The following is a 23,074-nucleotide window of genomic DNA, read 5'->3' on the forward strand; positions in this document are numbered from 1 at the left end:
GGGGCAGCGTGAAGGAGTGGGTGTACGCCGTTCGTGATGTTTTTCGCCGCGCGAACGGGCCCGTCGGAGTGCGGTACGTACTCTTCTGGGGTGGTATGGGTGCTACGTGAGACCCGAGACCGACCCCTGGAGACGACCCATGCGCGGAGCCACGCACGCCAAGTGGATTTCATGCGCTGTGGCCGTCGCCCTCGCGGCGGCGGCCTGCGGTGGCGGCGGCAACGGCGGCGGTGGCGGTGCGTCGGGGGTGGTCAGTTCGTCCTGGGGTGATCCGCAGAACCCGCTGGAGCCCGCGAACACCAACGAGGTGCAGGGCGGCAAGGTCCTCGACATGCTCTTCCGCGGCCTCAAGCGGTACGACCCGAAGACCGCCGAGGCCAAGGACATGCTCGCCGAGAAGATCGACACCACGGACTCGCAGAACTTCACCGTCACCATCAAGGACGGCTGGACGTTCAGCAACGGCGAGAAGGTCACCGCCAAGTCCTTCGTCGACGCCTGGAACTACGGCGCGCACCTCGAGAACAACCAGCGCAACGCCTACTTCTTCGGCTACATCGAGGGCTACGACAAGGTCCACCCCGAGAAGGGCAAGGCCACCGCCGAAACACTCTCCGGCCTGCGGGTCAGGGACGACAGGACCTTCACCGTCAAGCTCACCCAGAAGTTCTCCACCTGGCCCGAGACCCTCGGCTACGCCGCCTTCGCCCCGCTCCCCAGGGCGTTCTTCGACGACCACGACGCCTGGCTGGCCAAGCCCGTCGGCAACGGCCCGTACACCGTCGACTCGTACGCCAGGGGCTCGCACCTGAGCATGAGGAAGTGGGAGCAGTACCCCGGGCCGGACAAGGCGCAGAACGGCGGCGTGGACCTCAAGGTCTACACCGACAACAACACCGCCTACACCCAGCTCATCGCGGGCAACCTCGACCTCGTCGACGACGTACCGGCCTCCCAGCTCAAGAACGTCCAGGCCGACCTCGGCGAGCGGTACCTCAACACCCCGGCCGGCATCATCCAGACCCTCGCCATCCCGTACTACGACGAGCGGTGGAACGCCGACGGCATGGAAAAGGTCCGCAAGGGGCTGTCCATGGCGATCAACCGGCAGCAGATCACCGACACGATCTTCCAGAAGACCCGCACCCCCGCCAAGGACTGGACCTCCCCCGTCCTCAAGGAGGAGGGCGGCTTCGACGACCCCCTGTGCGGCGAGGCGTGCGAATTCAACGCGGCCGAGGCGAAGAAGCTGGTCGCCGAGGGAGGCGGCATCCCCGGCGGCACGCTGAAGATCACGTTCAACGCGGACACCGGCTCCCACCGGGAGTGGGTCGACGCCGTCTGCAACAGCATCAACAACGCGCTGGGCAACGACAAGGCGTGCACCGGCAACCCCGTCGGCACCTTCGCCGACTTCCGCAGCCAGATCACCGACCGCAAGATGACGGGCCCCTTCCGGGCCGGCTGGCAGATGGACTACCCGCTGATCCAGAACTTCCTCCAGCCGCTCTACTACACGAACGCCTCGTCCAACGACGGCAAGTGGTCCAACGAGGAATTCGACAAGCTCGTCGACGAGGCCAACGCCGAGTCCGACCCGGCAAAGGCCGTCACGAAGTTCAAGGACGCCGAGAAGGTCGTACGCGACGAGATGGCCGCCATCCCGCTCTGGTACCAGAACGGCAGCGCCGGCTACTCCGACCGGATCTCCAACGTGGCCCTGAACCCCTTCAGCGTCCCCGTCTACAACGAGATCACGGTCAACTGACGACTGAGAACTGACACCGGGCCAGGCGTAGCCGAGCGTAGGCGCCCCCTTCTGAGGAGCCCTCCATGGGACGTTATGTGATCCGGCGTCTGCTGCAGATGATCCCGGTCTTCTTCGGCGCCACCCTGCTCATCTTCCTGATGGTCAACGTCATGGGCGACCCCATCGCCGGGCTCTGCGGCGACCGCGAGTGCGACCCCGCGACCGCCGCCAGGCTCCGTGCGGAGTTCGGCCTCGACAAGCCCGTGTGGCAGCAATACCTGACGTACATGGGCAACGTCTTCACCGGCGACTTCGGCACCGCCTTCAACGGCCAGAAGGTCACCGAGCTGATGGGGACCGCCTTCCCCGTCACCATCCGGCTGACCCTCGTCGCCATCGTCTTCGAGGTCGTCATCGGCATCAGCCTGGGCGTACTCACCGGCCTGCGCCGCGGCCGCCCCGTCGACACCGGAGTACTGCTCCTCACCCTCGTGGTCATCTCGATCCCCACCTTCGTCACCGGTCTGCTGCTCCAGCTGCTGCTCGGCGTGAAGTGGGGCCTCATCAAGCCGGCCGTCTCGTCCGAGGCCACGGTCGACGAACTGCTGATTCCCGGCCTGGTCCTGGCCTCGGTCTCGCTGGCGTACGTCACCCGCCTCACCAGGACCTCCGTCGCCGAGAACTCCCGCGCCGACTACGTCCGTACGGCCGTCGCCAAGGGTCTGCCCAGGCGCCGGGTGATCTCGCGCCATCTGCTGCGCAACTCGCTCATCCCCGTGGTCACCTTCATCGGTACGGACGTGGGCGCCCTGATGGGCGGCGCGATCGTCACCGAGCGGATCTTCAACATCCACGGCGTCGGCTACCAGCTCTTCCAGGGCATCCTGCGCCAGAGCTCCCAGACGGTCGTCGGCTTCGTGACCGTCCTGGTCCTGGTCTTCCTGCTGGCGAACCTGCTCGTCGACCTCTTGTACGCCGTACTCGACCCGAGGATCCGGTATGCCTGAGCCCCACTACGAACCCGAAGCGGCGGTCTCGGCGGCCGGAGCCGGGGGCGCGACGGATCTCGCCATGGACGAGGGCGAGACGCTGGAGAAGGGGCCCGGCGGCGGCCCGCTGGGTACGGGCCCGGCGGCCAAGCCGCGAAGCCTGTGGTCCGACGCCTGGCGCGACCTGCGCCGCAACCCCGTCTTCATCGTCTCCGGGCTCGTCATCGCCTTTCTCGTCGTCATCTCGCTCTGGCCGTCCCTCATCGCGAGCGGCAACCCGCTCCAGTGCGACCTGGGCAAGGCCCAGGAGGGCTCCCAGCCCGGTCACCCCTTCGGCTTCGACGGCCAGGGCTGCGACGTCTACACGCGGACCGTCTACGGGGCCAGGGCCTCGGTGACCGTCGGCGTCTGCGCCACCCTCGGCGTGGCACTGCTCGGCAGCGTCCTCGGGGGGCTCGCCGGCTTCTTCGGCGGCGCGTGGGACGCGCTGCTTTCCCGTATCACCGACGTCTTCTTCGGCATCCCCGTCGTCCTCGGCGGCCTCGTCTTCCTGTCCGTCATCACGAGCACCACCGTCTGGCCGGTGATCGGATTCATCGTGCTGCTCGGGTGGCCGCAGATCGCCCGTATCGCACGCGGGTCGGTCATCACCGCCAAGCAGAACGACTACGTGCAGGCGGCGCGCGCGCTCGGCGCGAGCAACTCGCGGATGCTGCTGCGGCACGTCACGCCCAACGCCATCGCCCCGGTCATCGTCGTGGCGACCATCGCCCTCGGTACGTACATCTCGCTGGAAGCGACGCTCTCGTTCCTCGGCGTCGGCCTGCGGCCGCCCACCGTGTCCTGGGGCATCGACATCTCCGCCGCATCGCTGTACGTCCGCAACGCCCCCCACATGCTGCTCTGGCCGGCCGGCGCGCTCGCGATCACGGTGCTCGCCTTCATCATGCTCGGCGACGCGCTGCGCGACGCCCTCGACCCCAAGCTGCGCTGAGGAGCCCCGCGATGCCCGCCATGTTGCTCGAAGTACGCGACCTGCACGTGGAATTCCGTACCCGCGACGGGGTCGCCAAGGCCGTCAACGGCGTCAACTACTCCGTCGCCGAAGGCGAGACGCTCGCCGTGCTGGGGGAGTCCGGCTCGGGGAAGTCCGTCACCGCGCAGGCGATCATGGGCATCCTCGACATGCCGCCGGGGAAGATCACGAGCGGCGAGATCGTCTTCCAGGGCCGCGATCTGCTCCAGCTCAAGGAGGACGAGCGGCGGAAGGTCAGGGGCCGGGAGATGGCCATGATCTTCCAGGACGCGCTGTCCTCCCTCAACCCCGTGCTCAGCGTGGGCGAACAGCTGGGCGAGATGTACGTCGTACACCGGGGAATGTCCAGGAAGGACGCGAAGAACAAGGCCGTCGAGCTGATGGACCGGGTGCGCATCCCGGCGGCCCGGGAACGGGTCGGGCAGTACCCGCACCAGTTCTCCGGCGGCATGCGCCAGCGCATCATGATCGCGATGGCCCTGGCCCTGGAACCGTCGCTGATCATCGCGGACGAGCCGACGACCGCGCTGGACGTGACCGTACAGGCGCAGGTCATGGACCTGCTCGCGGAGTTGCAGCGCGAACTCGACATGGGTCTGATCCTCATCACGCACGACCTGGGGGTCGTCGCGGATGTGGCGGACAAGATCGCCGTGATGTACGCGGGCCGGATCGTGGAGACCGCGCCGGTGCACGACATCTACAAGGCGCCGGCCCACCCGTACACGAAGGGCCTGCTCGAATCGATTCCGCGCCTCGACCAGAAGGGACAGGAGCTGTACGCCATCAAGGGCCTGCCACCGAACCTCATGCACATCCCGCCCGGCTGCGCCTTCCATCCCCGCTGCCCGCTGGCGCGTGACGTGTGCCGGACGGACGTGCCGCCGCTGTACGACGTGCCGGAAGGCCGCGGGAGTGCGTGCCACTTCTGGCAGGAGGCGCTCCATGGCTGACACGGCTGAGGCGATCCTCGAAGTACGCGGGCTGCACAAGCACTACCCGCTCACGCAGGGCATCGTCTTCAAGAAGCAGGTCGGCGCGGTCAAGGCGGTCGACGGCGTCGACCTCGACCTGGTGGCGGGGGAGACGCTCGGCATCGTGGGGGAGTCGGGCTGCGGCAAGTCGACCCTGGCGAAGATGCTGGTGCACCTGGAGCGCCCGACGGCCGGGGTGATCCTTTACAAGGGCGAGGACATCACCAAGCTTTCGGGGCGGGCGCTGAAGGCGGTGCGGCGCAACATCCAGATGGTGTTCCAGGACCCGTACACGTCGCTCAATCCCCGTATGACGGTGGGCGACATCATCGGGGAGCCGTACGAGATCCATCCCGAGGTGGCGCCCAAGGGCGACCGGCGGCAGAAGGTCCAGGACCTGCTGGACGTGGTCGGGCTCAACCCGGAGTACATCAACCGCTATCCGCACCAGTTCAGCGGCGGCCAGCGGCAGCGCATCGGGATCGCGCGGGGGCTCGCGCTGCGGCCGGAGATCATCGTGGCCGACGAGCCGGTGTCGGCGCTGGACGTCTCGGTCCAGGCGCAGGTCATCAATCTGCTGGCCCAGCTCCAGAGCGAGTTCAGCCTGAGCTATGTCTTCATCGCGCACGACCTGTCGATCGTGCGGCACATCTCCGACCGGGTGGGAGTGATGTACCTGGGGCGGATCGTCGAGACCGGCAGGGACGCCGAGATCTACGACCACCCGACGCACCCCTACACGCAGGCGCTGCTCTCCGCCGTACCGGTGCCGGACCCGACGGCGCGCGAGCACCGCGAGCGGATCCTGCTGACCGGCGACGTCCCGTCGCCCGCGAACATCCCGTCCGGCTGCCGGTTCCGCACGCGCTGCTGGAAGGCGCAGGACCGGTGCGCGATGGAGGTGCCGTTGCTGGCGGTGCCGGCGGTGTTCCGGGGCGAGGACTCGCCGGCGGCGCACGACTCGGCGTGTCACTTCGCGGAGGAGAAGCGGGTGGTGCCGATGGAGGAGGGACCCGGCGCCGGCTGACCGGGGCGCCGCCGAGAGCATTTTGCCCGCCTCCCCGCCGAATTCCAGTGGCAACGCACGGATCAATTTCGTTAACGCACAGGCAACTTGACTGACGCGACTCCGATATACGAACGCGTCACGCTGAACAGCGTACGGCCGTGCGGGTGCCGTTGCCCGGCCGGGGGCGCCGCCATGTCGCCCCCGGCCGGGCACCCGCGCCTCCGGTTGTGACCTGCCCCACAGGGTTACGCCGGGCCCAGGGACCGTCGCAGGAAGTCCACCTGGAGCAGCAGCAAGTTCTCCGCCACCTGCTCCTGCGGCGTCATGTGCGTGACGCCCGACAACGGCAGCACCTCATGCGGCCGCCCCGCAGCCAACAGCGCCGACGACAGCCGCAGCGAGTGCGCCATCACCACGTTGTCGTCCGCCAGGCCGTGGATGATCATCAGTGGCCGGTGCTCCTCGGCCGGTTGCGACAACCCCCCATCCGTGACGAGCGAGTTCGCGGCGTACACCTTCGGCTGCGCCCCCGGGTCCCCCAGGTACCGCTCCGTGTAGTGCGTGTCGTACAGCCGCCAGTCCGTGACCGGCGCGCCCGCGATCCCCGCGTGGAAGACATCGGGCCGGCGCAGCACCGCCAGGGCCGCCAGGTAGCCGCCGTACGACCAGCCACGGATGGCGACCCGATCCAGGTCCAGCGGAAAGTCCGCCGCCAGCGCGTGCAGCGCCTCCACCTGATCGTCCAGCGTGAGCGTGAAGTCGTCCTTGATCGCCTTCTCCCAGCCGGGGGAGCGCCCCGGCGTCCCCCGCCCGTCGGCGACGACCACCGCGAAGCCCTGGTCGGCGAACCACTGCGAAGTGAGGTGGGCGTTGTGGGCGGCAACAGCGCGCCGCGCGTGCGGTCCTCCGTACGGGTCCATCAGCACCGGAAGCGGACCGTCCCCATCCGCGTAGCCCGTCGGAAGCAGTACGGCGCACGGAATCCGCCGCGCGCCCCCCTCCACGAGCCGCACGCGCGCGTGCAGCACAGGTTCCTCGGCGTACGACGCCACCACGGCCTCCCGCTTGCCGTCGCGCAGCACCTGAACCACCGTGCCGCTGCTCTTCGGACGCGCCGAAGCCAGCACCGTCACCCCGCCCGACCGCACGGCGGAATGCACCCCGGGCCCCTCCGAAAGCCGCTCCACGCCCAGCTCGTTGACCCGGTAGACGTGCACTTCACCGATCTCGGGAACGGCGGCCTCCGCCCCCGCCGAAGCAGAGATCAGTACATCGCCGTCCGACACGTCCAGCACCGCCCGCACCTGCAACTGCGGCCCGGTCAGTGCCCGGTCCCCAACCGTCAGGACCCGCGCCCCGCCCTCGTCCGCGATCCGTACGAGCCGCCCGTCCGGCGCCCAGACCGGCACTCCGTCGAAAAGTTCGAGCCACACCGCGTCCTCGTCCACGTGCACGGTCCGCGTCGCACCGGTCTCGGGGTCCACCGCCAGGTACAGCTGGCTGCGCTGGTCCCGCGACTGCACGAGGAGCAGCGGGGCGCCCGCCTCCGACCAGTGGACCCGCGCCAGATACGGATGCCGGGCCCGGTCCCACACCACCTCCGTACGCCCGCCGTCGCCACCGCCGCCCAGCCCGTACAGGAAGAGCCGCACCTCCGCATTGGACGTCCCCGCCGCCGGGTACGCCACCCGCGCAGGTTCGCTCTCCGGTCGCGCCGGGTCCGAGATCCACCAGCGCGCCACGGCCGTGTCGTCGGCGCGCGCGACCAGCAGCCGGTCCGACTCCGGCGACCACCAGAAGCCGCGCGAGCGGGCCATTTCCTCCGCCGCGACGAACTCCGCCAGGCCGTACGTCGTGTTCTCGTCCTCCGGCTCGGCGAGCGCCCGGTCGCCGTCGCCCTCGGCGCCGATCACCCGCAGAGCGCCCCCGGAGACGTACGCGACATGCCGCCCGTCCGGTGAGGGCCGGGGGTCGAGAACCGGCCCGGCGGCAGGCAGTTCGCGCGCGGTTCCGGCCCGCAGCTCGGCCGCGTACAGCCGGCCCGACAGGGCGAACGCCGCCAGCTCCACCGCCGCGTCCACGGCGTACCCGACAATTCCCGCCGACCCTTCCCGGCTGCGCTCGCGCCGCGCCCTCTCCTGCGCCGACAGCTGCTCGTCGGCGCCGCCGAGCAGCTCCCCGGGGTCCGCGGCGACGCGCTCCTGCGCGCCCCCCTCCAGGTCGAGGACCCAGAGCCGGTTCGCGCGATCTGTGCCCGAAGAGGACCGGAGGAACACCACACGCGTCCCGTCGGGCGACACCGTGAACGCGCGTGGCGCCCCCAGGGTGAAGCGCTGCGTCCTCGCGTGCTGCCGGGGAAAGGAGAGCTGATTCGACGTCATATGCCCGAAGCTACCGCCCGGCGCACTCTCCATGCGCCCCTCGTGCTGCCGTGCACCGATCAATGCGTACGCACGGATAGTTATGATCCGTAGCGCTTGGTGGGTATGAACCTGCCGACGACTGTCCGCATGCCCGTTTTCGACCCGAGTAAGTGGAGGTGAACCGCCGTGGCACTCTCGATTTCGGCGGTAGTGCTGTTGGCGATCATCGTCATCCTGATGGTCCGGAAATCGGGTCTCAAAGCCGGACACGCGGTGGTCTGCGTGCTGCTCGGCTTCTACCTCGCCAGCTCGTCCATCGCACCCACGATCAACGAACTGACCACGAACGTGGCCGGGATGATCGGGGGCATCAAGTTCTGAGCGGCGCCTCGTAGGGTGGTCCCATGACGGACCAGGACCACCCAGCCCGTCGTCTGCTTCTGGTGCACGCGCACCCCGACGACGAGTCGATCAACAACGGCGCCACCATGGCCAAGTACGCCGCCGAGGGCGCCGGGGTCACTTTGGTGACCTGCACCCTCGGCGAGGAGGGCGAGGTCATCCCGCCCGCCCTCGCGCACCTGGCCGCCGGCCGCGACGACACCCTCGGCGCCCACCGCGTCGCCGAACTGGCCGCCGCGATGAAGGAACTGGGGGTCACCGACCACCGCTTCCTCGGCGGCCCCGGCCGGTTCCGCGACTCCGGGATGACGGGCGCCCCGCAGAACCACCGCGAAGGCGCCTTCTGGGCCACGCCGGTGGACGAGGCGGCGGCGTACCTCGTCGAGGTGATCCGTTCCGTACGCCCGCAGGTCCTTGTCACCTACGACCCGGACGGCGGCTACGGCCACCCGGACCACATCCAGGCCCACCGCGTGGCGACGCGCGCCGCGGACCTGGCGGCCGACGCGGACTTCCGCCCGGACCTCGGCGCGCCCCACGCCATCGCCAAGATCTACTGGAACCGCGTGCCGCGCACCTACGCCGAGGACGGCTTCGCCCGCCTGCGCGCGGCCACCGTGAGCTTTCCCGCCGCCGGCGCCGTGGACGACGTCCCCGGCGTGGTCGACGACGCGGTGATCACCACGGAGATCGACGGCACGGCGTACGCCGCCGCCAAGACGGCCGCGATGCGCGCCCACGCCACCCAGATCGCGGTGGAGGGCGACTTCTTCGCGCTCTCCAACAACCTGGGGCAGCCCGTCCTTACGGCGGAGTACTACGAGCTGGTACGAGGCGAACGGTCCGGGCCCGACGGCGGCCGCGAAACCGACCTCTTCGCCGGAGTGACGTCATGAGCCCGACCCCGGCCCGTCTCGGCGCCTATGCCCTCCTCGCCCTCCTCGGCGCGATCACCGGCGCGGCGGGCGTCCTCGTCCACGCGGCGTGGTTCCCCGGCGGTCTGCTGCTCGCCCTGCTGGCGTCGGCGGGCGTCTTCTACGGCGGCATGTACGTCACGGGCACCAAGTCCGGCGTCGGCGCGTCCGCCGCGGGATGGCTCGTCGCCATCGTCCTGCTGACCGTCAGCCGCCCCGAGGGCGACCTGCTCATCGGCGGCAGTACTGTCTCGTACGCCTACATGCTGGGCGGAATGGCCGTCGCTGTGATCTGCGCCACGATGCTGCAGTTGCCACAACAAGGCACGGCGGGCGCCCGACTTGGCAAATGACGTACCACTTGAGTCCGTGAATCGGCCGCGTCCGCACGGCCGTCGGAACCCCTCTTCCAAGGGCGCGGGGCGCCTTTCGGCGGCGGCCAGTATGGTGGTGCGCGCCGCCGAGCCGCCCGCAGTACCAGGTAAGAGCGGGCGAGCGGAGCTAACCGGGAGAACCTGCCTTGAGTCGTGAAACTGACAGTTCGTCCTCCGGCCCCCAGGGGCGTGGCGGAGCCGCGTACCCCTCGGGTACGCCGCCGTACGGATCCCGCCAGTATCCGTCGTCGCACCCCGGGGACGCTCCGGGGGAGAGCGCCGAGGCCGCCGGTCCGGTGGAACCGGACGAGCCCAGGACCGAGACCACGCTGACCACCCGCATCCGGATCAACATCCCCGGGTCGCGGCCGATCCCGCCGGTCGTCATGCGTACGCCGATGGGTGACGTGGAGCCGCCCTCCTCGCCCGCGAACGGCGCGCACACGGGCAGTACGCCGCGCCCGCCCGAGCCGTCGCCGGACACGGCGCCGAGGAACGAGCCGGGTTCCGGCTCGGGTTCCGGCCCGGGCTCCGGGGCGGGCTCCGGGTCGGGCTCGGGTGAGGACAGGCCGCCGGCCAGCGACTGGTTCGCGCCGCGCAAGTCGTCTGCCGCCCCGGCTTCCGCCTCACCGGCGCCGGCCCCGCCGGCCCCGCCGGCCCCGGCGCAGGGCGGCGGGCAGCGGCCCGACCTCCCGTACTTCACGCCCGAAGAGCCGCAGCGCCAGGGCGCCACCGCGCCCCTGCCGCGCCGCAGCCCCGGCGGTTCGCCCGGCGCGCCCGCCGCGAACGCCGGCGGCTCCGGTGCGAGCCCCCGCCCGGTCGGCCCCTCGGGCCCCGCCGGTCCTCTGGGCCCCGTGGGCCCCTCGGGCCCGACCACCGGCCCTGTCACCGGAAGCGGCTCGTTCCCCGGCCCGTCCATCGGCGGCCCGCTGTTCGCCGGTCCCGGTTCCGCCGCGGGGGCGGCCACTCCTCCGGTCTCGGGCCCGCCGCGCATGAGCGACGACACGGCGGTACTGACGCCGCAGAACCCGGCCGCGGGCCCGCCCGTGGGCGGCAACGTCTCCGGTGACACGCTGACCAGCGGCATCCCCGTGGTCCAGCCGGCCGACCGGCACTCGCCGTTCGCCCCGCCGCAGGCCGACGCCCGCTTCGTCCCCGACCTGACGCCCCTCCCGGGCGACCCGACGGCCCCGGCCGCGCAGACCGCACCGCCGCCTTCCTCCGCTTCCGCCCCCGCCCCCGCCAAGAAGGGCCGCTCGAAACTGGTCCTGGTGGCAGTGGGTGTCGTGGCTGTGGCCGGTGTGGCGTACGGAGCGGGTCTTCTGATGAACCACTCCGACGTACCGAAGGGCACCACCGTCCTCGGCGTCGACATCGGCGGCGGCACCAAGGAAGAAGCGGTCGGCAAGCTCGAGGCCGCCCTCGGCAAGCGCGCCGCCGAGCCGCTCCTGCTCACGGTCGACGGGAAGCGGACGGAGCTCGCGCCGTCCAAGGCGGGCCTCAGCCTGGACAGCCAGGAAACCGTGCGTGGCGCCGCGGGCAGCGACTACAACCCCGTCTCCGTGATCGGCTCCCTCTTCGGCGGCGAGCGGGTCGCCGAACCGGTGATCCCGGTCGACAAGGAGAAGCTCAGCGTCGCGCTGGCCGACCTGGCGGGCACCTCGGGCACGGCCGGCGAAGGCACGATCAAGTTCGTACCGGGCAAGGCGGTCGCTGTACCGGGCAAGGCGGGCAAGCAGCTCGACATCGGCCGCTCGATGGTCCGGGTCAAGGACGCCTACCGCGCCAAGGTGGAGACCGGCAAGCCGAACACGGTGGAGCTGCCGGTCACCACGAAGGCCCCGACGATCGACAAGGCCGAACTCGACCGCGCGATGGAGGAATTCGCGCGGCCCGCGATGTCCGGCCTGATCACGATCAAGGCGGGCGGCAAGCAGATCCAGTTCGGCCCGGCGAGGTCCCTGCCGAAGATCCTCTCCATGAAGCCGATCGACGGCCGCCTGGTGGAGGTCTACAACAAGCCGGCGATCGAGCAGCTGCTGGAGGGCGTGTTCGACGGCGTCCAGATCACCAAGGGCGACGGCAACAAGCACCCGGTCACCGCGGACGACGTGGCCTTCGCCATGCGCACCGCGCTCCTGGGCAGGACCCCGGCGGAGCGCGTCCAGGAGATCAGCCTCAACCCGAGCTGACAGCCGGTGTCGTTGATGGTTCCGGGTGCCGCGCCCTACGGGAGCGGCATTCGGGACGCTGGGCTTTCCCGGGGGCAACCCCCGGCCGAACGGCCGGGGCCTCGGCCCGCGGCGCGAGCCCTCAGCACCCAGCGCGAACGGCCCGCACCGGACCCACCGGCGGGAGGGGGCGGGTCGCGCAGGGGGTGGTGTTCGGGACGTAAAGCGTGATTTGTGCGCAGGGAGTGGGCCTCGTACAAAGACCGCTGCTGCGCGGCTAAATCATGCAGTCGCGAACGCCGCCCCCGGAGCGGCCCGCGCCCGCCCCACGAGCCGGCGCCACACCGCAGCCGGCCGCCGGGCCCCCGCCTCAGTTCAGCCGCGCCCGAGCCGCCCGTGCCCGGCGGCGGATCGCCTCCGCCGTCGTGGGTTCCACCGCCGCCACGACGTCCGCATACGCCTCCATCTCCGCCGCCCCGCCGAGGAAGTCCCCCCGCTGCACCAGCAGTTGCGCCCGCTCGAACCTCAGCCGCGCCGCATGCGAGGGCAGCAGCAGGGACAGCTCCACCGCCCACAGCTGGACGTCCGTACGCTCCGGGCGGGCCGACGCCCACGCCCTGATGTTGTTCAGGATCCGCAGCACGATCTCCAGCGGATCCGCCGGCACCAGTATCGAAGGGTCGAGCGGTTCCCCCGTCGCCCCCGCCACCAGCAGCTCCGCGTCCGCCCCCGTCAGCAGCCGCCCCCCGTCGAACGGGTCGACCAGTACCTGCTCGTCCCGGGCGCCGAAGCCCACGACGAAGTGCCCCGGCAGCGCGACCCCGTACACCGGCGCCCCCGCCCGCCGAGCCACCTCGATCCACACCACCGACAGCAGAATCGGCAGCCCGCGCCGCCGCTGGAGCACCTCGTGCAGCAGTGAGGACTCCAGCCGCTGGTAATCCCCCGGCGTCCCCCCGAACCCGCACCGCGCCCCCAGCAGCTCGGCCACGGCCGACGCCCACCCCCGCGCCCCGCCGGGGCGAAACGGCAGCAGACCCGCCAGCCGGTCGAGTTCGATCTCGGCCGCGTCCATCCCGGCCTCGTCCAGCGAGGCATCCGCCTCCGCGCCCACCAGCAGGCACAGCAGCGCGAGGTCCGGCCGCTCGGCGCGGGCCTCGTCGGCGAACCGACGGCGCCGTTCGGGTTCGGTGGGTCGTCCCATACGCGTCGTACCCGCCCTAGGCCGGTCGGAAGTGGTGGTAGCTGTGGTGCGTGGCGAAGTCCATGCCGTCGTACAGCGCCCGCGCCGCGTCGTTGTCGGCCTCGACCTGGAGCCACGCGGCCGACGCGCCTTCGTCGAGCGCCCGCCGAGCCATCGCCGTCATCACCGCGCCGGCGAGACCCTGCCGCCGGTGGGCGGGGTCGACCTCGACCGCCATGAACCCGGCCCACCGCCCGTCGACGACGCACCGACCGATCGCCGCGGGCACCTCCCCGTCGCCGGGGACGGACGCGAACCACACAGAAGGCCCGCTGCCGAGGACCTTCAGAACATGCTGCCCCGGCTCCTCGAACCGCTGGTACCGCGCCAGCCAGCCCGCGTCGCACGCCCTGGCCAGCCGCACCCGCGAGACGTCCGCGTCCAGATCCCCGATCGGGGCGAGCGCGGCGATCCGTACCTGGGCCGTGACCTCGCGCGACCACCCGCACCGCTCCAGCTCGGCGGCGAGGCGTTCCTGGGCGCCCTCGGCGCCGGTGGAGACCTGGACGTACGGGGGAAGCCCTCTGGCGTCGTACCACTCCCGTACGCGTTCCAGCGCCGCGCCGACCGGCATTCCGGGATCGCCGAGCGGCAGTGCCGAGTTGGCGCGCCGGGTGAAGCCGCCGGCGGCGCGCAGCAGCCACTCGCCGAGCGGCTCGCTCTCGACGGGCCGCCACGCGCGGGCGCACACCCGCGCGAGCTCCTCGAAGGTCGCGGCGGGACCGCGCCGCCGGGCCGGGGCGGAGGGCACGACCTTGCCCGCGACCAGCGTGGATTCCGCGATACGGACGGATTCGCCGTCGCGTCGTGTGATCGACAGCACACCGTTGTCCCAGGATGTGAGAACACCGATCGTGTCGGTGAACTTCGCCCCCGGCACTCCGGCTTCGTCGAGGCGCCTGACTGATACACGTTTGCCCACGTCATCAGGCGAAATACGGACCTCAAGTCGTCCGCCGGTAGTGAATTCCACAGCTCTGTCCGCCCCTCCTGTTCGGATCGTGCCCGGGAACGGAGATACTAGGGGCGGGCATCGACGACGCCGCGCTCCCGCGCGCCACGTGGACGGAGCCGCAGATCGGCCCGCCGCGCCCTATCGAGGAGGAACGACAGCGTGACCTACGTCATCGCGCAGCCTTGTGTCGACGTCAAGGACAAGGCGTGCATCGAGGAGTGCCCGGTCGACTGCATCTACGAGGGCTCCAGGTCCTTGTACATCCACCCGGACGAATGCGTCGACTGTGGTGCCTGTGAGCCGGTCTGCCCGGTCGAGGCCATCTTCTACGAGGACGACACCCCGGAGGAGTGGAAGGACTACTACAAGGCGAACGTCGAGTTCTTCGACGAGCTCGGCTCGCCCGGTGGTGCTTCCAAGCTCGGCCTGATCGAGCGCGACCACCCCTTCATCGCAGCGCTCCCGCCGCAGAACCAGTAAGCGACGAGGCAAGTGCGCCGCCCCGGTCCCGTACGGCCTTTTTCCGCCGTACGGGACCGAGGCGTTTCCAGAGCCAGAGTGAGCCCGTACGAGCACGAGAAAGCGATCCACCGTGTCCGCAGTCACTGACCGTCTGCCCACCTTCCCCTGGGACAAGCTGGAGCCGTACAAGGCGACCGCGGCCGCCCATCCGGACGGCATCGTGGACCTGTCCGTCGGCACGCCCGTCGACCCGGTCCCCGAGCTGATCCAGCGGGCCCTCGTCGAGGCGGCGGACTCCCCGGGCTATCCGACGGTGTGGGGCACGGCCGCGCTGCGGGACGCGCTCACCGGGTGGGTGGAGCGGCGCCTCGGCGCGCGCGGCGTCGCGCACACGAACGTCCTGCCGGTCGTCGGCTCGAAGGAGCTGGTGGCCTGGCTGCCGACGCAGCTCGGTCTGGGCGCCGGAGACCAGGTGGCGTACCCCCGGCTCGCGTACCCGACGTACGAGGTGGGCGCACGGCTGGCGCGCGCCGAGCCGGTCGCGTACGACGATCCCATTGCGGACCTCGACCCCGCCCGCGTCAAGCTCCTCTGGCTCAACTCGCCCTCCAACCCCACGGGCCGCGTCCTGCCGAAGGACGAGCTGATCCGGATCGTGGCGTGGGCGCGCGAGCACGGCGTGCTGGTCTTCAGCGACGAGTGCTACCTGGAGCTGGGCTGGGAGGCCGAGCCCGTGTCCGTACTGCACCCGGATGTGTGCGGCGGTACGTACGAGGGCATCGTCGCCGTCCACTCGCTCTCCAAGCGCTCCAACCTGGCCGGCTACCGCGCCGCGTTCCTGGCGGGCGACGCGGGCGTCCTCGGCGATCTGCTGCAGATCCGCAAGCACGGCGGCATGATGACGCCGGCGCCGGTGCAGGCGGCGACGGTCGCGGCGCTCGGCGACGACAGGCACGTGGCGGAGCAGCGGCAGCGGTACGCGGCCCGGCGGGCGGCGCTGCGCGGCGCGCTGGAGGCGCACGGCTTCCGCATCGAGCACAGCGAGGCGAGCCTGTACCTGTGGGCGACGCGGGACGAGCCGTGCTGGGAGACGGTGGCGTACCTGGCGGAGCTGGGCATCCTGGCGGCTCCGGGCGACTTCTACGGGCCCGCGGGCGACCGTTTCGTACGGGTGGCGTTCACGGCCACCGACGAGCGCGTCGCGGCGGCGGTCAAGCGCCTCGGCGGCTGACGGTCCAGTACACGACGAAGGGGCCCCGGGGGGTACGTGAGTACGTACCCCCCGGGGCCCCTTCTGCTCGGGTACGGACTAGCCGAGCGGCAGGCCCGCGGTGGGCAGCTGGCTGGTCGGCAGGACGCTGCCGGCGGGCAGCTTGCCACTGGTCGGCAGGCCCTCGCCGGTCGCGGTCGAGGTGGTCTCGCCGAGGACCTCGCCGGCGCTCCCGGCGACGTCGCCGGCCGCCTTCTGCGCGGCGGGGGTGGCCGTCTTGCCGGCCTTGCCGATGGTCTTGCCGGCAGCCGGGACGGCCTTCTTGACGGCCTTGCTGCCGGTGTCACCCGCTGTCTTGGAGCTCTTCTGCGCCGCGCTGTCGACGGAGTCGCCGAGACCGGCGCCGTCCAGGGCGGTCAGGCCGCCCAGGTTGGGGGCGGCGGGGAGGTCAGCGGCGCTCGCGGAGCCGGCCGCACCGACCACGGGGGCTGCGCCGGCCGCGATGATCAGTGCGGCGCGGGCGATCCGACGGGTCAGGGGGAGAGACATGGTGCTCCTTAGGCGGGAGAGACGACGTGTGATGGAGACTGTCCGTCCGACGATCAGACGCCGTGACAACCGCTCGAGGGGCGGGATTGGTTGCGGTGCGCCGAGGTAAAGAGTTCGTAATGCGTCGCATTATCGGCTCCGGATGAACCCGGGCAAATGGCGTCCGTCGCGAGGGGGTGCCCGAGGCACGGTTCCCTTTGTTCCCCAGGGATTTGGGGAATGGAGGGGTGACGGTCCGCAGGTGCGTGCGCACCCCTGCTGCCACAGGGCGCGCTTACCGCTTTCGGGTGATCGTCCGCACTATTGCGCGGTGGTGATCCGGACCTCTCCGGAGCCGTTCCGTGCGTCCTGCGGCTGCCATTTCTTTCCGGAGTCACCCGTGGTCCACACGCGGTCGGCGTAGGCGACCCGTTCGATGTGCAGCTCCGCGGCGTGGGCGACGGCCCAGTGCGCGAGCTCCCAGCCGCGCCGGTCCCCGGAGCTCCTGCGGGCGCCCGCCGCCTGCGCGGGGACGGGCACGGTGACGGTCGCCGCCGCGGGGGTCCCGCCGAGCTGCGCGTCGGCGCCGACTGTGTTCGCTTCGCCCCGGGATCCGGCGGCCTGCGCCTTGGGCAGTACATCCGCCCCGAAGTCCCGTATCAGCGCGGCCCGTACGTCGGCCGGCTTGCCCGGCTGCGCGTCCCGGGGCGCCGAGCAGGTCAGCGACGCGGGCGCGCGCCCGGTGAGCGCGGCGGCCAGCAGCGCCGCGTCCGGCTCGTGCTTCGCGTACGCCTGGGGGAAGCCGCTGCGCTGGACGCGCTGGGCGGCGACGGTCAGCGGCAGCCGCGAGTAACCGGGGACCTGCTCCAGGTGCTCGTAGAACTTCTCGGCCGAGTAACCGGCGTCGAGAATCTGCTTCGGGGTGCCCCAGCCCTGCGAGGGCCGCTGCTGGAAGAGGCCGAGCGAGTCGCGGTCGCCGTACTTGATGTTGCGCAGCGCCGACTCCTGGAGCGCGGTCGCCAGCGCGATCGTCACCGCCCGCTCCGGCAGCCCGCGCGAGGTGCCGACGGCGGAGATCGTCGCGGCGTTGACGGCCTGCTCGGGACTGAGCTCGTACGTCGTCCCGTCGCCCTCCGCGGAGCGGACGGTGCAGCGCGGTGCGCCCGCGCCGCCGGTCACGTACTGCGCCACCAGATACCCGGCCAGCGCGAGCAGCACGGCGACACCCGCCGCGATGCGCAGGGTGCGGCCGCGAGTTACGGAAGTGGTGGACTCAGGCACGCTGCCTAAGGTACTGGAGGCGGTTCCGGTGCTTCCCGGGGGACGACCCGGTGGCCTCCGGCCACGGACCGTTAGGCTCGGGGTCATGGCCGAAACTCCGCTTGACCTCTTCCTGGACGCGCCCGCGCTGACCGCCCGGCTGATCGACTTCCCGTCGGTGAGCGGCAGCGAGAAGCCCCTCGCCGACGCCATCGAGGAGGCACTGCGCGCGCTGCCGCACCTGACCGTCGACCGGTACGGCAACAACGTGGTGGCCCGTACGAACCTGGGACGCGCCGAGCGGGTCATCCTGGCCGGGCACATCGACACCGTCCCGATCGCCGACAACGTGCCGTCCAGGCTCGACGAGAACGGCGTCCTGTGGGGCTGCGGTACGAGCGACATGAAGTCCGGGGTCGCCGTACAGCTGCGTATCGCCGCGACCGTTCCCGAGCCCAACAGGGACCTGACCTTCGTCTTCTACGACAACGAAGAGGTCGCCGCGCACCTGAATGGCCTCGGGCACGTCGCCGACGCCCACCCGGACTGGCTGGCGGGCGACTTCGCCGTACTCCTCGAACCGTCCGACGCGCAGGTCGAGGGCGGCTGCCAGGGCACCCTGCGGGTGCTGCTGCGCACGGCGGGGGAGCGGGCGCACTCGGCGCGCAGCTGGATGGGCTCCAACGCGATTCACACGGCGGCGCCGATCCTGGCGAGGCTGGCGGCGTACGAGCCGCGGCGGCCCGTGATCGACGGACTGGAGTACCGCGAGGGGCTCAACGCCGTCGCGATCGAGGGCGGTGTGGCGGGCAATGTCATCCCCGACGCGTGCACGGTGACGGTCAACTTCCGTTACGCGCCCGACCGCAGCGAGGAAGAGGCGCTCGCGCACGTGCGTGAGGTCTTCGCGGACTGCGACATCGCGGAGTTCGTGGTGGACGACCACTCGGGGGCGGCCCTGCCCGGCCTTTCGCACCCGGCCGCCGCGGCGTTCATGGCGGCGGTGGGCGGCACCGCGCACCCCAAGTTCGGCTGGACGGACGTCTCGCGCTTCAGCGCGCTCGGCGTGCCCGCGGTCAATTACGGGCCGGGGAACCCGATTTTCGCGCACAAGCGGGACGAGCACGTCGTCGTCGAGCGGATCACGCACTGTGAAGAGCGACTTCGCGCCTGGCTGTCTGCCTGAATTTCACTGTTCGTCACGTCTGTGGACCTACGCTGACCGGACAATGTTCGGCAGCGGAGGGAGTACGGCATGACGATTCCTGAAGGGGAGCGGGTACCGGAAGAGCAGCGTCTGGGGCCTGTGGTGCGTCGCGGCGACCAGATCCAGCCGGGCACGACCGACCAGAGACTGCTGGACTCCGACGGTGACACCGGGTGGGTGCACACCGACCCGTGGCGGGTCATGCGGATGCAGGCCGAGCTGGTGGACGGCTTCGGCGCGCTCGCCGAACTGCCGCCCGCCATCAGCGTGTTCGGCTCGGCCCGCACGCCGGCGGGTACGCCCGACTACGAGGCGGGCGTGGAGCTCGGCAGGGCGCTGGCCGAAGCCGGGTTCGCGGTGATCACGGGCGGTGGCCCGGGTGCGATGGAGGCCGCGAACAAGGGGGCGCGGGATGCGAAGGGCATCTCGGTCGGTCTCGGGATCGAGCTGCCCTTCGAGCAGGGCATCAACCCGCACGTCGACATCGGCGTGAACTTCCGGTACTTCTTCGTCCGCAAGATCATGTTCGTGAAGTACGCGCACGGCTTCGTCGTCCTGCCGGGCGGACTCGGCACCCTGGACGAGCTCTTCGAGGCCCTCACGCTGGTCCAGACCCGCAAGGTCACCCGCTTCCCGATCGTGCTCTTCGGTACGGCGTACTGGGGCGGGCTGGTCGACTGGCTGCGGAACACGGTGATCGCGCAGGGGAAGGCGTCGGAGAGGGACCTGCTGCTGTTCCATGTGACGGACAGCGTGGAGGAAGCGGTGGCGCTGGTGTCGAAGGAGTCGGAAAGGTAGGCGCTCAGCCGCTGCGCGGGGCCTGCTCCCCGCCCTCTCGGACGCTGCACCTTTCAGCCCCTCCGGCGTTTGAGGAGCGGGGTCCGGGGCGGCGCCCCGGTTCGGGAAGGGGCGGGCAGGGGAAAAGCCCCGCGCAGCGGCCCCGCGCCCCGCGCAGCGGCCCCGCGCGCCACCTCCACCCGCTCCGGCCGCTAGGCCAGCCCCCGCCGCGCCACCGCCGGCGCCCGGTGGCCGGCGATGGACGCCACCATGTCCAGTACCTGCCGCGTCTCCGCGACCTCGTGCACCCGATAGACCTGCGCCCCCAGCCACGCCGAAACCGCCGTCGTCGCCAGCGTCCCGACGAGCCGCTCCTTCACCGGCCGGTCGAGCGTCTCGCCGACGAAGTCCTTGTTGGACAGCGAGACCAGCACAGGGCGGCCCGTCGCGACCATCTCGCCCAGCCTGCGCGTCGCCTCAAGGCTGTGCCGGGTGTTCTTCCCGAAGTCGTGCCCCGGGTCGATCAGGATCGCGTCGCGCCGTACGCCCAGCTTCTCCGCGCGCTCCGCCAGCCTGACGGTCACGTCGAGGATGTCCGCCATCACGTCGTCGTACGTGATCCGGTGCGGCCGCGTCCGCGGCTCCGTGCCGCCCGCATGCGTACACACCAGGCCCACGTCATAGCGGGCCGCCACCTCGGCCAGCCGGGGATCGACGCCACCCCAAGCGTCGTTCAGCAGGTCCGCTCCCGCCTCGCAGACCGCCTCGCCCACCTCGTGCCGCCACGTGTCGACGCTGATCACGACGTCCGGGTGCCGCCGGCGCACCTCGGCCACGAAGCCGACCGTGCGCCGCGCCTCCTCGGCCGCGCTCACCTCTTCGCCCGGGCCGGCCTTCACGCCACCGATGTCGATGATGGCGGCGCCCTGCGACACCGCCTGCTCGACGCGGGCGAGCGCGGGCTCGTCGTGGAACGTCGCACCCTGGTCGTAGAACGAATCAGGGGTCCGGTTCACGATCGCCATGATCACCGGCTCGTGCGCTCCGAACTCGCGCCGTCCCAGCCTGAGCACCGTGTTTCCTCCTCGCGTCGGTCGCCTGCGACCTTAACTGTCAGTGCCGCATGGCACGATCGGGACTGGACAGATTCCGCTTTGCGCGTGGCCCGGGGAGACGCTCGTGTTCTTGTTCTTGGTTGTGGCGATGGTCGTCGTGGTCGCCGCGGTCACCCTCGCCGTGGTCGGCGGAGGCGGCAGCGACAGCGGCGGCGCCCTGCCCGAAGCGCCGCCCGAGCAGCTGGTGGACCCGTTGCCCGCGACGCGCCCGGTGGGCCGCGCCGACATCGAGGCGCTGCGGCTGCCCCTGGCCCCCCGGGGCTATCGGATGGCCGACGTCGACGACGTGCTCGGCCGCCTCGGCGCCGAGATCGCCGAGCGCGACGCGCGGATCGCCGAGCTGGAGGCCGCGCTGGCCGGTGTCCAGGCCAGAGCGGTCGGCGGCGCGGACCTCTTCAAGGGCGGCCCGTTCACCGACGGCCCGTTCACCGATTCACCGGGCGAGGAGCCGCGGTCGTGATCGGCGGCGCCGAGCCCGGCCCGGACGGCCGCCTGCGCTGCCCCTGGGGCCTGGCCACCGAGGAGTACGTCGCCTACCACGACGGGGAGTGGGGCCGCCCGGTCCACGGCGACGACGCGCTGTACGAACGTCTCTGCCTGGAGGCCTTCCAGTCCGGGCTCTCCTGGCTGACGATTCTGCGCCGCCGCGAGGGTTTCCGTACCGCCTTCGCCGATTTCAAGATCGATTCGGTGGCCGCCTTCACCGACGAGGACGCCGCGCGCCTGCTCGGCGACCCCGGAATCATCCGTAACCGCGCCAAGATCGAGGCGACCCTCGCCAATGCCAGGACGCTCGCCGGCTGGCAGGCCGGCGAGCTGGACACCCTGATCTGGTCGTACGCCCCGGATGCCGCGACGCGCCCGGCCCCGCGGACGATCTCGGACGTTCCCGCGATCACCCCGGAGTCCGTCGCGCTGTCCAAGGCGCTCAAGAAGCGCGGCATACGTTTCGTCGGCCCCACGACGGCGTACGCCCTGATGCAGGCGTGCGGTCTGGTCGACGACCACCTCGCCCAGTGCGTGGCGCGCGGTGGAGCGGGCGACTAGCGCGGGTCAGCGGCCGAGGTACTTCGGCTTCTCCTTGGCGATGAACGCCTGGACCGCGATGGCGTGGTCCTCCGACGCGCCCGCCCTGGCCTGGAGTTCGTCCTCCTTTTCGAGGGTCTCGCTCAGGGTGTGGCCCGCGCCGTACGCCAGGGACTCCTTGAGCGCGGCGTACGCGAGCGTGGGGCCCGCGGCCAGGGTGCGGGCGACGGCGGCGGCTTCGGCGGCCAGGTCGGCGGCCGGCACGAGCTTGTTGGCGATGCCCAGGTCGAACGCCTCCTGCGCGGAGATCGAGCGCGGGAAAAGCAGCAGGTCGGCGGCGCGGCTCTGGCCGATCAGGCGCGGCAGGGTCCAGGAGACGCCCGAGTCGGCGGTCAGCGCGACCCCGGCGAAGGACGTGTTGAAGGCGGCCGTGTCGGCGACGACCCGGTAGTCGGCGGCGAACGCGAAGCCCGCTCCGGCGCCGGCGGCGACGCCGTTGACCCCGGCGACGACGGGCTTCGGCATCTCGGTCAGGGCCCGCACGATGGGGTTGTAGTGCTCGCGCACCGTGCTCATGGTCTCGCCGGTGCCCGTCTCGCGGTCGGCGGCGAGCGAGGAGATGTGCTCCTTGAGGTCCTGGCCCACGCAGAACGCCCGGCCGGTGGCGGTGAGCAGGACCGCCCGGACCGCCGGATCGGCGCCCGCGGCCTGCACCGCGTCCCGCAGCGCGACCTTCGCCGCCGTGTTCATGGCGTTCATGGCATCGGGACGATTGATCGTGATCGTCGCGAGTCCGTCGGTCACCTCGTAGAGCACGGTGTCGGCCATCGGTGGGTCCCCTTTTGCGGCTCGGGCAGGCATGTCCTGCTCAGCATGGCGGAGATCACGGGGGCTGCACATGTGACCTGCGTCTAACAATGTGAGGTCGCTGGGTGCCCGGCGGCGGCGAAGTATCGCAGGCGGACCGCCGAATTGAGTGGTTTTGAGAGAGCGCGTTGCACAAGCGATGCCGAGCGATGTTGGTCTTTGGGTCCCGCCATGCGGGATAATGACCTGGAAGCAACGTGTTCGATGCCGGTGACACCTGGGTTGTCGGCTGCGATGAGCTGGTTTCAGGAAGGGGAACGAGCATGGCGGCCATGAAGCCGCGAACGGGCGACGGCCCGCTCGAGGTGACCAAGGAGGGGCGGGGCATCGTCATGCGCGTTCCGCTCGAAGGCGGCGGACGACTTGTCGTCGAGCTGACTCCGGATGAGGCCGATGCGCTCGGCGACGCTCTGAAGAAGGTCGTCGGCTGACGCGGAAGCGC

At 71.2% G+C, this 23,074-nt stretch carries 23 protein-coding genes; 16 read left to right on the forward strand and 7 right to left on the reverse strand.

All coding sequences use genetic code 11. The annotated features are described in order from the left end of the window. Positions 1 to 139 precede the first annotated feature (139 nt). The 5 genes from AC1P0E_RS22335 (at position 140) to AC1P0E_RS22355 (ending at position 5,776) form a co-directional block, all read left to right on the forward strand. A complete protein-coding gene (locus AC1P0E_RS22335; RefSeq protein WP_482743913.1) occupies positions 140 to 1,768 on the forward strand; it encodes a peptide ABC transporter substrate-binding protein in 1,629 nt (542 codons plus the stop codon). Positions 1,769 to 1,833: 65 nt separating this feature from the next. Beyond that, positions 1,834 to 2,757 (forward strand): ABC transporter permease, encoded by a 924-nt coding sequence (locus AC1P0E_RS22340; protein ID WP_482743914.1) that lies wholly within the window; start codon positions 1,834 to 1,836, stop codon positions 2,755 to 2,757. Next, positions 2,750 to 3,733, forward strand: coding sequence for an ABC transporter permease (locus tag AC1P0E_RS22345; protein ID WP_482743915.1), 984 nt, complete (start codon positions 2,750 to 2,752; stop codon positions 3,731 to 3,733). The genes AC1P0E_RS22340 and AC1P0E_RS22345 overlap by 8 nt, the downstream gene beginning before the upstream one ends. A 20-nt stretch (positions 3,734 to 3,753) precedes the next feature. Then, on the forward strand, positions 3,754 to 4,728 hold the full coding sequence (locus AC1P0E_RS22350; RefSeq protein ID WP_482745860.1) for an ABC transporter ATP-binding protein: 975 nt from the start codon (positions 3,754 to 3,756) through the stop codon (positions 4,726 to 4,728). Then, positions 4,721 to 5,776: an ABC transporter ATP-binding protein gene (locus AC1P0E_RS22355; protein ID WP_482743916.1), complete on the forward strand. Its 1,056-nt coding sequence runs from the start codon at positions 4,721 to 4,723 to the stop codon at positions 5,774 to 5,776. Before AC1P0E_RS22350 ends, AC1P0E_RS22355 begins: the two co-directional genes overlap by 8 nt. 227 nt (positions 5,777 to 6,003) lie before the next feature. On the opposite strand, the gene AC1P0E_RS22360 is transcribed toward AC1P0E_RS22355, so the two are convergent. Then, positions 6,004 to 8,139, reverse strand: coding sequence for a S9 family peptidase (locus AC1P0E_RS22360; RefSeq protein ID WP_482743917.1), 2,136 nt, complete (start codon positions 8,137 to 8,139; stop codon positions 6,004 to 6,006). A 168-nt stretch (positions 8,140 to 8,307) separates the two neighbouring features. Between AC1P0E_RS22360 and AC1P0E_RS22365 the strand changes: the two genes are divergently transcribed. The 4 genes from AC1P0E_RS22365 to AC1P0E_RS22380 all read left to right on the forward strand — a co-directional run bounded on the left by AC1P0E_RS22365 (position 8,308) and on the right by AC1P0E_RS22380 (position 12,003). Continuing rightward, positions 8,308 to 8,502 (forward strand): hypothetical protein, encoded by a 195-nt coding sequence (locus AC1P0E_RS22365; RefSeq protein ID WP_138896464.1) that lies wholly within the window; start codon positions 8,308 to 8,310, stop codon positions 8,500 to 8,502. Positions 8,503 to 8,525: 23 nt separating this feature from the next. Next, positions 8,526 to 9,419: an N-acetyl-1-D-myo-inositol-2-amino-2-deoxy-alpha-D-glucopyranoside deacetylase gene (gene mshB, locus AC1P0E_RS22370; protein ID WP_482743918.1), complete on the forward strand. Its 894-nt coding sequence runs from the start codon at positions 8,526 to 8,528 to the stop codon at positions 9,417 to 9,419. After that, entirely contained in the window at positions 9,416 to 9,790 is a 375-nt protein-coding gene (locus AC1P0E_RS22375; protein WP_482743919.1) for a DUF6113 family protein, read from the forward strand. The genes mshB and AC1P0E_RS22375 overlap by 4 nt, the downstream gene beginning before the upstream one ends. A gap of 167 nt (positions 9,791 to 9,957) precedes the next feature. Further along, entirely contained in the window at positions 9,958 to 12,003 is a 2,046-nt protein-coding gene (locus AC1P0E_RS22380; protein ID WP_482743920.1) for a peptidoglycan binding domain-containing protein, read from the forward strand. A gap of 349 nt (positions 12,004 to 12,352) precedes the next feature. Here AC1P0E_RS22380 and AC1P0E_RS22385 read toward each other — a convergent pair whose 3' ends face one another. After that, the gene (locus tag AC1P0E_RS22385) at positions 12,353 to 13,186 is read right to left on the reverse strand and encodes a transglutaminase family protein (protein WP_482743921.1); all 834 of its coding nucleotides are present in this window, start codon (positions 13,184 to 13,186) and stop codon (positions 12,353 to 12,355) included. 16 nt (positions 13,187 to 13,202) lie between these two features. After that, entirely contained in the window at positions 13,203 to 14,198 is a 996-nt protein-coding gene (locus AC1P0E_RS22390) for a GNAT family N-acetyltransferase (protein WP_482743922.1), read from the reverse strand. A 141-nt stretch (positions 14,199 to 14,339) separates the two neighbouring features. Here AC1P0E_RS22390 and fdxA point away from each other — a divergent pair, with 141 nt between their 5' ends. Together fdxA and AC1P0E_RS22400 are read left to right on the forward strand one after the other, a co-directional pair. Then, a complete protein-coding gene (gene fdxA, locus AC1P0E_RS22395) occupies positions 14,340 to 14,660 on the forward strand; it encodes a ferredoxin (RefSeq protein WP_018089397.1) in 321 nt (106 codons plus the stop codon). A 112-nt stretch (positions 14,661 to 14,772) separates the two neighbouring features. Further along, positions 14,773 to 15,873: a bifunctional succinyldiaminopimelate transaminase/glutamate-prephenate aminotransferase gene (locus tag AC1P0E_RS22400; RefSeq protein ID WP_482743923.1), complete on the forward strand. Its 1,101-nt coding sequence runs from the start codon at positions 14,773 to 14,775 to the stop codon at positions 15,871 to 15,873. 78 nt (positions 15,874 to 15,951) lie between these two features. Here the strand turns inward: AC1P0E_RS22400 and AC1P0E_RS22405 are convergent, their stop codons facing one another. Together AC1P0E_RS22405 and AC1P0E_RS22410 are read right to left on the reverse strand one after the other, a co-directional pair. Next, positions 15,952 to 16,401, reverse strand: a complete 450-nt coding sequence (locus AC1P0E_RS22405) for an ATP-binding protein (protein WP_482743924.1) — start codon at positions 16,399 to 16,401, stop codon at positions 15,952 to 15,954. Between the two features lie 300 nt (positions 16,402 to 16,701). Further along, entirely contained in the window at positions 16,702 to 17,661 is a 960-nt protein-coding gene (locus AC1P0E_RS22410; RefSeq protein ID WP_482743925.1) for a VldE C-terminal domain-containing protein, read from the reverse strand. 85 nt (positions 17,662 to 17,746) lie between these two features. On the opposite strand from AC1P0E_RS22410, the gene dapE reads away from it, so the two are divergent. Both dapE and AC1P0E_RS22420 read left to right on the forward strand, forming a co-directional pair. Next, positions 17,747 to 18,826, forward strand: coding sequence for a succinyl-diaminopimelate desuccinylase (dapE, locus tag AC1P0E_RS22415; RefSeq protein ID WP_482743926.1), 1,080 nt, complete (start codon positions 17,747 to 17,749; stop codon positions 18,824 to 18,826). Between the two features lie 69 nt (positions 18,827 to 18,895). After that, positions 18,896 to 19,645 carry an LOG family protein gene (locus AC1P0E_RS22420; protein ID WP_482743927.1) on the forward strand — a complete coding sequence of 250 codons (750 nt, stop codon included), beginning with the start codon at positions 18,896 to 18,898 and terminating at the stop codon, positions 19,643 to 19,645. A 191-nt stretch (positions 19,646 to 19,836) separates the two neighbouring features. Here AC1P0E_RS22420 and folP read toward each other — a convergent pair whose 3' ends face one another. Beyond that, complete coding sequence (folP, locus tag AC1P0E_RS22425) at positions 19,837 to 20,697, reverse strand: dihydropteroate synthase (protein WP_482743928.1); 861 nt, start codon at positions 20,695 to 20,697, stop codon at positions 19,837 to 19,839. 106 nt (positions 20,698 to 20,803) lie between these two features. Between folP and AC1P0E_RS22430 the strand changes: the two genes are divergently transcribed. Together AC1P0E_RS22430 and AC1P0E_RS22435 are read left to right on the forward strand one after the other, a co-directional pair. Then, positions 20,804 to 21,199: a hypothetical protein gene (locus AC1P0E_RS22430; protein ID WP_482743929.1), complete on the forward strand. Its 396-nt coding sequence runs from the start codon at positions 20,804 to 20,806 to the stop codon at positions 21,197 to 21,199. After that, on the forward strand, positions 21,196 to 21,786 hold the full coding sequence (locus tag AC1P0E_RS22435) for a DNA-3-methyladenine glycosylase I (RefSeq protein ID WP_482743930.1): 591 nt from the start codon (positions 21,196 to 21,198) through the stop codon (positions 21,784 to 21,786). The genes AC1P0E_RS22430 and AC1P0E_RS22435 overlap by 4 nt, the downstream gene beginning before the upstream one ends. A gap of 6 nt (positions 21,787 to 21,792) precedes the next feature. Here the strand turns inward: AC1P0E_RS22435 and chcB are convergent, their stop codons facing one another. Next, positions 21,793 to 22,593: a 2-cyclohexenylcarbonyl CoA isomerase gene (gene chcB / locus AC1P0E_RS22440; RefSeq protein WP_482743931.1), complete on the reverse strand. Its 801-nt coding sequence runs from the start codon at positions 22,591 to 22,593 to the stop codon at positions 21,793 to 21,795. A gap of 302 nt (positions 22,594 to 22,895) precedes the next feature. Here chcB and AC1P0E_RS22445 point away from each other — a divergent pair, with 302 nt between their 5' ends. Beyond that, on the forward strand, positions 22,896 to 23,063 hold the full coding sequence (locus AC1P0E_RS22445) for a DUF3117 domain-containing protein (protein ID WP_003966491.1): 168 nt from the start codon (positions 22,896 to 22,898) through the stop codon (positions 23,061 to 23,063). Positions 23,064 to 23,074: the final 11 nt, after the last annotated feature.

The organism is Streptomyces sp. TRD_SC_5 (genome assembly GCF_056836825.1).

Bases quoted from the DNA above. Each gene is read 5' to 3' on its own strand.
- AC1P0E_RS22335 (WP_482743913.1), top strand. From the start codon at position 140: ATGCGCGGAGCCACGCACGCCAAGTGGATTTCATGCGCTGTGGCCGTC.
- AC1P0E_RS22340 (WP_482743914.1), top strand. From the start codon at position 1,834: ATGGGACGTTATGTGATCCGGCGTCTGCTGCAGATGATCCCGGTCTTC.
- AC1P0E_RS22345 (WP_482743915.1), top strand. From the start codon at position 2,750: ATGCCTGAGCCCCACTACGAACCCGAAGCGGCGGTCTCGGCGGCCGGA.
- AC1P0E_RS22350 (WP_482745860.1), top strand. From the start codon at position 3,754: ATGTTGCTCGAAGTACGCGACCTGCACGTGGAATTCCGTACCCGCGAC.
- AC1P0E_RS22355 (WP_482743916.1), top strand. From the start codon at position 4,721: ATGGCTGACACGGCTGAGGCGATCCTCGAAGTACGCGGGCTGCACAAG.
- AC1P0E_RS22360 (WP_482743917.1), bottom strand. From the start codon at position 8,139: ATGACGTCGAATCAGCTCTCCTTTCCCCGGCAGCACGCGAGGACGCAG.
- mshB (WP_482743918.1), top strand. From the start codon at position 8,526: ATGACGGACCAGGACCACCCAGCCCGTCGTCTGCTTCTGGTGCACGCG.
- AC1P0E_RS22375 (WP_482743919.1), top strand. From the start codon at position 9,416: ATGAGCCCGACCCCGGCCCGTCTCGGCGCCTATGCCCTCCTCGCCCTC.
- AC1P0E_RS22385 (WP_482743921.1), bottom strand. From the start codon at position 13,186: ATGGGACGACCCACCGAACCCGAACGGCGCCGTCGGTTCGCCGACGAG.
- AC1P0E_RS22405 (WP_482743924.1), bottom strand. From the start codon at position 16,401: ATGTCTCTCCCCCTGACCCGTCGGATCGCCCGCGCCGCACTGATCATC.
- dapE (WP_482743926.1), top strand. From the start codon at position 17,747: ATGGCCGAAACTCCGCTTGACCTCTTCCTGGACGCGCCCGCGCTGACC.
- AC1P0E_RS22420 (WP_482743927.1), top strand. From the start codon at position 18,896: ATGACGATTCCTGAAGGGGAGCGGGTACCGGAAGAGCAGCGTCTGGGG.
- chcB (WP_482743931.1), bottom strand. From the start codon at position 22,593: ATGGCCGACACCGTGCTCTACGAGGTGACCGACGGACTCGCGACGATC.
- AC1P0E_RS22445 (WP_003966491.1), top strand. From the start codon at position 22,896: ATGGCGGCCATGAAGCCGCGAACGGGCGACGGCCCGCTCGAGGTGACC.